The sequence below is a fragment of the Oscillochloris sp. ZM17-4 genome (assembly GCF_019599295.1).
Classification (GTDB): Bacteria; Chloroflexota; Chloroflexia; order Chloroflexales; family Chloroflexaceae; genus Oscillochloris.
The window spans coordinates 17,588-24,276 of the sequence record NZ_JAIEWN010000043.1; the positions used below are offsets into that span (position 1 = coordinate 17,588).

General features: G+C 64.6%; 8 protein-coding genes and 1 pseudogene. All 9 read left to right on the top strand.

The window, feature by feature from the left end; all coding sequences use genetic code 11:
• Positions 1-211 precede the first annotated feature (211 nt).
• Positions 212-424: a hypothetical protein gene (locus K2Z83_RS22525; protein WP_220597425.1), complete on the top strand. Its 213-nt coding sequence runs from the start codon at positions 212-214 to the stop codon at positions 422-424.
• Between the two features lie 18 nt (positions 425-442).
• A complete protein-coding gene (locus K2Z83_RS22530; RefSeq protein ID WP_305082519.1) occupies positions 443-895 on the top strand; it encodes a winged helix-turn-helix domain-containing protein in 453 nt (150 codons plus the stop codon).
• A 431-nt stretch (positions 896-1,326) separates the two neighbouring features.
• Entirely contained in the window at positions 1,327-2,091 is a 765-nt protein-coding gene (locus K2Z83_RS22535; RefSeq protein WP_220597426.1) for a ParA family protein, read from the top strand.
• Positions 2,088-3,209: a ParB/RepB/Spo0J family partition protein gene (locus K2Z83_RS22540; protein ID WP_220597427.1), complete on the top strand. Its 1,122-nt coding sequence runs from the start codon at positions 2,088-2,090 to the stop codon at positions 3,207-3,209. Before K2Z83_RS22535 ends, K2Z83_RS22540 begins: the two co-directional genes overlap by 4 nt.
• A gap of 409 nt (positions 3,210-3,618) precedes the next feature.
• The gene (locus K2Z83_RS22545) at positions 3,619-4,530 is read left to right on the top strand and encodes a PfkB family carbohydrate kinase (RefSeq protein ID WP_220597428.1); all 912 of its coding nucleotides are present in this window, start codon (positions 3,619-3,621) and stop codon (positions 4,528-4,530) included.
• 113 nt (positions 4,531-4,643) lie between these two features.
• Positions 4,644-5,285, top strand: a complete 642-nt coding sequence (locus K2Z83_RS22550) for a CDP-alcohol phosphatidyltransferase family protein (protein ID WP_220597429.1) — start codon at positions 4,644-4,646, stop codon at positions 5,283-5,285.
• Positions 5,286-5,456: 171 nt separating this feature from the next.
• Positions 5,457-5,747: an Asp-tRNA(Asn)/Glu-tRNA(Gln) amidotransferase subunit GatC gene (gene gatC, locus K2Z83_RS22555; RefSeq protein ID WP_220597430.1), complete on the top strand. Its 291-nt coding sequence runs from the start codon at positions 5,457-5,459 to the stop codon at positions 5,745-5,747.
• Positions 5,748-5,882: 135 nt separating this feature from the next.
• On the top strand, positions 5,883-6,326 hold the full coding sequence (locus K2Z83_RS22560; RefSeq protein WP_220597431.1) for a hypothetical protein: 444 nt from the start codon (positions 5,883-5,885) through the stop codon (positions 6,324-6,326).
• 155 nt (positions 6,327-6,481) lie between these two features.
• Positions 6,482-6,689 (top strand): annotated as a pseudogene (locus tag K2Z83_RS22565) (MBL fold metallo-hydrolase); the annotation flags it as partial.

A 6,689-nucleotide genomic window follows, 5' to 3' on the forward strand; every position in this document is an offset into this window, starting at 1 on the left:
GATCGGCTCGATGGGCAGCACCTACGACCGGGCGGGCGGCGGCTACTCGACCGGCGTCCACCTGCACTTCACGGTGCTGGTGAACGGGCGGGCGGTGAATCCGCTGACCGTGCTGCCGTAAGGATCATTGAGAGCCTAAGTGAGCGGCTGAGTCACTCTGGACGCTGGCGCCGACGACTATCTGAGGAATCCGTTCGACTACCTGGAGCTGGTGGCGCGGGTGCGGGCGCTGCTGCGGCGGGATATGCGCGTGCGCCAGCCGGTGCTGGACTGCGTCGAGCTGTGGCTCGACCCGGCGACCGGTGAGGTCTGGGTTGCTGAGCGGCGGGTTGCGTTGCCACGCAAGCAGCTGCGGCTCCTGGAGTACATGCTGCGCTGTCGGGGTGAGGTCGTGAGTCAGGGGCAGCTGCTCGAGTACGTGTGAAATTCGGATGTAAATGATCTGACGAATACAATGCGTGTACAGATCAATAGACTGCGTCAGGCGCTAGGCGACACGGCATCGCGCCCGCGCTACTTGGAGACGCTGATCGGAGTCGGCTACCGGCTTGATGATCTGGTGCGGCGAGATCTTCACGTAACAGAGACGTTATATCGAGGATCGTACTCTATTGCTGAGTCTGATCGTGGACAGCGCAAGCGGAGGGATGCGATGAGTGGGGCGCCGAAGTTGCTGATCGTGGATGATGCGGCGGATATCTGCCAGCTGCCGATGGTGTACTATGCGGGGCGGGGCTACGGGGTGTGGGTAGCCTATGACGGCGGCAGCGCGCAGGGGCTGGCCGTCCGCGATCAGCCAGATCTCATCCTGCTCGACCTTGGCCCCCCGGACATCGATGGCCTAGAGGCCTGCCGCAGAAGTCACGCTGTCAATGGTGTCATTCTGAGTATCTGATGGCCAGCGGCCAGTGGCGCCGGGAGAAACCTCCCAGACCTGACATGTGGCGCGCACGCATCCCCTCTGAATTGCTGATATGCACCGGTGCGCGCCACCTGTCAGGTCTTTTCCGGCAGATGTTTCTGAGGAGCGCAGCGAGGAATCTTCCCATGGTCGTTGTGGGAAGACCCTTCGCTTCGCTCAGTGTGACATGGAGATGTGGCTTCCTGGGTGACAGCGTGACTTCTGCGGTATTGCCTCAAAAGTGTTTGCCGGCTATCTACGCGGCAAATCGCCGGAGGCTGTGCGCGCCAACCGCGTCATCGACTCAGGGATCTCCTTCAGGGGTTGGATGATGAGTCCGTAGTCTCCCGTGTTACAATAGCGCCTGAGCTACGTATTCTACCGATCTGGTGTTTCACGTGAAACAGGACTCTTCCACAAGGCGTATGCGTATCCTGGCGCTCGCGAACCAGAAGGGCGGTGTAGGTAAGACGACCACCGCCGTGAACCTTGCTGGCGAGCTCGTACGACGCGGCCAGCGCGTGCTCCTGGTGGATAGTGACCCTCAGGGCAATGCGACGACAAGCCTGGGTATCTCAAAGCGCGATCTCCGTGCGACGACCTACGATCTGTTGATGGAGACCGCCGATCCCGCCAGCGCCATCCTCTCAAGCGGCCGCGAGCGACTCGATCTGATCGCGGCAGACGAGGATCTCGCCGGGGCCGCCGTCGAGCTCGTTGGCGCAGAGCGGCGCGAGCGCAGGCTCGGCGGCGCGCTCCTCCAGATTTCGGCGGCCTACGACCATGTGATCATTGACTGCCCTCCGTCGCTTGGGCTGCTGACTCTGAACGCCCTGAGCGCGGCGCATAGCGTCTTGATCCCGCTTCAGTGCGAGTACCTGGCCCTGGAAGGCCTGGCCCAGCTTAAGGGGACGCTTGAGCGGGTGCGCGACGGGCTCAACCCCTCGCTGCGCATCCTCGGCGTGGTGATGACCATGTATGATGGGCGCACGAACCTCGCGCAGCAGGTTGTCGAGGAGGTCCAGCGCCACTTCCCGCGCCTGATCTGCCGCACCCTGATTCCGCGCAGCGTCCGTATCTCAGAGGCCCCCAGCTACGGTAAACTCATCGCAGAGTACGATCCTCTGGGTCGTAGCGCCCAGGCCTACGCGGCCCTGGCCGATGAAGTCTTACAACGGGAGGCCCTATGAGCAGGAGACGCGGCCTTGGGAGCGGGCTGGACGCGCTGATACCGAGCGGCATGGCGCAGGGGGCGCAGACGGTTCGCCTGGCCCAGATCGATAGCATCCACGAGAATCGCAGCCAGCCGCGCACCCGCTTCGACGAGCAGGCCCTCGATGATCTCGCAGCCTCGATCCGCGAGCACGGGGTCATCCAGCCGCTGATCGTGAGCGAGGATGGCGCCGGCGGGTTTGAGCTGATCGCCGGCGAGCGGCGCTGGCGGGCCGCCCGGCGCGCGGGGCTCAGCGAGATCCCGGTGCTGGTGAAGAGCGCGACCCCCCAGCAGCTGCTGGAGCTCGCTCTGGTTGAGAATGTGCAGCGGGCTGACCTGAACCCCCTTGAGGAGGGCATCGCCTTCCAGACTCTCAAGGATGAGTTTGGCCTGACGGATGAGGATGTCGCCCGGCGGGTCGGCAAGAGCCGGGTCGCGATCGTCAACGCGCGGCGGCTGATCAAGCTGATCGCCCCGGCGCGCCAGGCGCTCCTTGACGGGGCGATCAGCGCCGGACACGGCCGCGCCCTGCTGCGCTTCGACGACGCTGAGGCCCAGAGCGCCGCCCTTGACCTGATCATCCGCCGCGATCTCAGCGTCCGCGAGGCCGAGCGGGTTGGCGAGATCTCCCTTCAGGCGACGCTCGCCCCCGCCGCGCGCCAGGCCCTCCTGAGCGGGACGATTAACCCGGCGCAGGCCCAGGCGCTGCTGCGCATCGACGATGCGATCCAGCAGGCGCGGGTGCTGGACAGCGCGCTCTCCCAGGGACTAGGCGCCCGCGAGACGGAGCGCCTCTGCGGTCTGGTCGCCGAGGGGGCCTCGCTGGAGAGCGCGCTGTCCCAGGTCCGCGATCGTGGGGCTGTGCTCGGCGGCTCGGCCTCGTCGAAGCGAGATGTAGCTCGCCCCGCCGCCGCAGATCCACGCGAGCCGAGGGCGCTCTCCCCCGAGGATGCTGAGGCCCAGCGCCTCTTTGAGGAGCTTCTCCAGACCCCGGCGCAGCTCATACGAACTGGCAACACGGTACGCCTCACGATCACGCTCTACAGCGATGAGCAGCTCCAGGGCCTCTATGAGCGGCTTGGCGGGGCAGAGTGAGGCGGCCGTGAATCGCTGATCGGAGTGGTTGATCTGCTGCGCCGCTGATCTTGGCGCTTGCCCCCGCACTGTCAGCCTGTGACTTACCCCTTTCGCGTCGTATCATGCCCCCTGTCTGCGACGCCCATCTGCGCTTGGAGCGGTCGGTGGATTGCTCCTCAGCACGGGTGCGCCGGCGAGGTGAGGACTTTGACTGGGGTAAGGCTCAAACTGGATTGACCGTCTGCCCCAATAGTCTGACAGCGCTACAGCCTGACACAATGCTATATGTCGGGCTGTAGCGCTGTGGAGCGAACAGCCACGCTGAACTGCCTCCTCTACAGCCTTGTCTGGTGATAGAATAGAGCGCACAATGCTTCGCTCGCAGCGTCGGTGATATATCGTGAGCTCGTGATGGATGGGCAGCCCTATGGCATCGATACTGGCGTTTGGGAACCCGGTCTATGATGAGATCATCACGCCGTCCATCTCCACCCCTGGCCGGGTGCTCTCAGGGTGCTCGACCAATGCGTGCCTCGCGCTGTCCCGCCTTGGCCGCCAGACGATGCTGGTTGGCCGGGTTGGTCCAGACTTTAGGGATGTGTTTGCGGCAGATATGGCTCGCTTTGGGGTATCGGCGCGCACACACCCCGACACCCAGACCGGCGGCTTTCGCCTTGTGTATGACCGGCGCGGGGATCGTACGCTTGACGTGCTTGGGGTCGCTGGCCCGATCACGCAGCTCCCGCCCATCGCAGCAGATACCGCCGCGATCATTGTCGGCCCGATCCTACAGGAGACTCCTCTCTCGCTCATTGAGGATATTCGGCGGCAGAGCTCTGCCCCAATCTTCCTCGACCCTCAGGGGATGCTCCGCCGCATTGGCGCTGATGGTCGTATCGAGCACGATACCCCCGCTGATTTTCCGGATGTCGCCCGCCACTGTCGGCTGATCAAGGCGAATGAGCTGGAGACTCGGGTGCTAACCGGGATTGAGCCGCGCGAAGATGTCGCGGCTGCCGCCAGTGCGCTGCGCTCCCTCGGCTGCGAGATGGCGATCGTGACTCTGGCGGAGGCCGGCTCCTTTATTGACGATGGCCGCCGCCAGATCGCAATCCCGGCCTACCCAACAGATGCACGCGACCCTACTGGTGCGGGGGATACCTATATGGCAGGATTTATTCATGCCTACCTGACGGATCCTGAAGACCTGTATCGCGCCGGCTGTACCGGGGCGGCTGTGGCGTCGATCTGGATTGAGCACACGGGGCCGGAGGCTCCGATCACCCTTGCGGAAGTCTCCCAGCGTCTTGATACGCTCTTGTTCCAGCGTCAGAGTTGAGTGCTTGTGACAGAGCGGTGTCTCCAGGGCCGACATGTTTCACGTGAAACATGTCGGCCCTGGAGACACCGCTCTGGAGCCACTCTGCATGCAGCATGTGAGGAGTCTGTGCGATGATGCCAGCGCTTGCCCGTGTTCGCCAGGCCTACGAGCAGATCACCCTTCCTCTTGGGCGCATCTGTATGCGGATGGGCCTGACCGCGAATATGCTCACCTATCTCAGCCTCGCCCTGAGCATCCTTGCGGGCTACCTCATCGCGCAGGCGCTGTTCTGGTGGGGCGTCGTCGGAATCTTGCTTGTCGGCCTGGCTGATGTCCTCGATGGCGCCACCGCGCGGGCCGCGCGCACCGCCGGCCCCTACGGGACCGTCCTCGACCATGTGACAGATCGCTACGCCGAGTTCTTTATCCTGGGCGGCGTCATGCTCTCCGGCGCGGTAGCGCCTATCTGGGTGCTCTTCGCCCTCTTCGGCATGATTATGGCCAGCTATGTCCGGGCGCGCGCCGAGTCGACGGGGATGATCGCCTCCTGCAACGTCGGCTTCGCCGGTCGCCAGGAGAAGCTCGCCCTGCTCATCCTCGGCCTCCTCGCCCAGCCCCTCCTGCCCCAGATCCGCATCCTTGAGTGGGCAGTGATCGCCGTCGGCATCGCCTCGCATATCACCGCCGCCCAGCGCCTGGACTATACCCGCCGGAAGCTCACGGCGGCAGATGCGAGCCCCGACCCCCCCACGAAGTCGGGGCTGGCGGGGTAGCGCAGGCGCTGTCGATCTCCGCTCTTGAGCTGATATAATGGATCTAGCCGCCGATCCCTATAGCAAGGGCGAGATGATTGAGCATGCGCCAAGCACACCATGCGCGGCAAGGCGCGGAATTCCGTGGCTCAGCGGCTCAATCATATCGCTCAGTGCTCCATGAGGTGCCCTATGTCTCTGTCCTCCGCCGAAGTTGAGCACGTCGCCCGCCTCGCCCGCCTGCGCCTCAATGCCGAGGAGCTGGAGCAGATGCGCGGCCAGCTCTCCGATATCCTCGACTATATCGCCATGCTCCAGGAGGTTGATGTCACCGGCGTCCCCGCCACCTCCCAGGTCACCGGCCTCGTCAGCGTGACCCGCCCCGACGCCGTGACCGGCAAGCTGACAACCGAGCAGGCCCTGGCAAACGCCCCTGACACGCAGGATGGCATGTTCCGCGTGCGCGCCGTCTTTGAGGAGTAACCATACTTCTGCGGTATTGCCAATCTGCGCTCTGCGCTCTGCTGCAACACTCACCCGATGGCCATCGTCATACCGCCAGACAACACCGGTGTGGCCAGTAGCTGTTACCGGCATCCGGCAACAAAGGAATAGACGATGTATAACGGCAACGGGAACTACAACGGCGGCGGCGGCTACACCAATATCGGGGGCTTCCGCATCAAGCCGATCTACCTCTATGTCGCGGGGATCATCGCTGTCGTGGCGGCGATCTACTTCGTGATGCGCTTCCTCGACACGAGCCTGGCGCTCCACTTCGGCGCCTTCGCCGGCGCCCTGCTGCTGATCGCCAACCTGCGTGAGCTGATCGGCATGTCCTATGCCCAGCGCGGCAGCACCGCCCTGCTCAACATGCTCGTCGGCGGCGGCCTGATCTTCGCCTGGCTGGCCTCCTTCTTCGGCGCCCTGCTCTGGATCCCCGCCGTCCTGATGGTCGGCATCGCCACGCCGCTGATCTTCGGGCGGGCCAACGTCTACAAGGCCTATATCGGCACCGCCCAGGGCGCGGTTGACGGCATCCGCCGCACGATCATCCGGTAGCCCTCGGCCCCAGGGCTGAGCAAAGGGCGGACGAGCGATCAGTCGCTCGTCCGCCCTCTGAGTCTCCCCACAGGCGTGTGATGCTGCTATCTTGATGCTACGCGCGACCAACACCCGCGCTAGGAGTCGCCCGCACCTGAGAGAAGGAGCCGCCCATGGATCTCGCGATCTGCGCCACCTGTGGCACCCAGTTCCCCTCCACCACGCCCGATAGCTGCCCGATCTGCCTCGATGACCGCCAGTATCTGCCGCCCCAGGGCCAGACGTGGACCAGCATCGCCGCCCTGCGCGCCGCCGGCGTGGCCAATACCTTCGCCGAGGTCGCCCCCGGCATCACCGCCATCCGCACCGACCCCCAGGTCG